The following is a 1,118-nucleotide window of genomic DNA, read 5'->3' as shown; positions in this document are numbered from 1 at the left end:
GCATCGACGGTCGCGACGGCAACGACATGCTGGCCGGCGGAAACGGCGACGATACCGTCAAAGGCGGAAACGGAAACGATACCGTCCTCGTCCAGGCCCGCGCTGACGACCACAGCGATGATGACGACAGTGTCTACGATGACGGCGATGACACATACGAAGGCGGCGCAGGAACCGATACACTCGATGCCAGCGCCACCACCGAGACCATTGTTGTCGATCTCGAACAGGGAACGGCGACAGGCGAGGAGATCGGCTCCGACACCGTCGACAGCATCGAGACGGTGATCGCTGGTTCCGGTGACGATCAGCTCTCGGGCGATGCCGCCTGCAACACGTTGGTCGGCAATGACGGCAACGATGTCATCGACGGCCGCGCCGGCGACGACATTCTCGCCGGCGGCCAGGGCGACGATGTCGTCTCCGGTGGAGCCGGCGATGACACCATCGTCGTCGAGGCTCCGGCCTGCGCGCCGGGTGAGGCGACTGACGGCAACGATAGCTATAATGGCGGCTCAGGCTACGACACGCTCGATGCCAGTGCAGTCACCGAGAGCATCGTCGTCGACCTTGAAGAGGGAACGGCCACGGGCGAGGAGATCGGTTCGGACACCGTCGACAGCATCGAGACCGTGATCGCTGGTTCCGGTGACGACCAGCTCTCGGGCGACGCCGAAGACAACACGCTGATCGGCAACGACGGCGACGATGTCATCGATGGCCGCGCCGGCGACGACATTCTCGCCGGCGGCCAGGGCGACGATGTCGTCTCCGGTGGAGCCGGCGATGACACCATCGTGGTCGAAGCTCCGGCCTGCGTGCCGGGGGAAACGACTGACGGCAACGATAGCTATAATGGCGGCTCCGGCTATGACACGCTCGATGCCAGCGCCACTACCGAGAGCATCGTCGTCGACCTTGAACAGGGAACCGCCACGGGCGAAGAGATCGGTTCGGACACACTTCAACGGATCGAAGCCGCTATCGGGGGCGCCGGCGACGATCAGCTCTCGGGCGATGCCGAGAACAACACGCTGATCGGCAATGACGGCAACGATGTCATCGATGGCCGCGCCGGCAACGACATTCTCGCCGGTGGTCTGGGGAACGATATCGTC

General features: G+C 64.0%; 1 protein-coding gene. It reads left to right on the top strand.

What is annotated here, in order from left to right; genetic code table 11:
• The coding region (locus tag AC1Q80_RS30770; RefSeq protein WP_492362932.1) for a calcium-binding protein at nucleotides 1-1,118 on the top strand (1,118 nt) is incomplete at both ends.

The organism is Ensifer sp. GW823-FHT05D09 (genome assembly GCF_058795755.1).
Note: the sequence above shows the minus strand (reverse complement) of the source record. Positions and strands in the feature narration are given on the sequence as shown.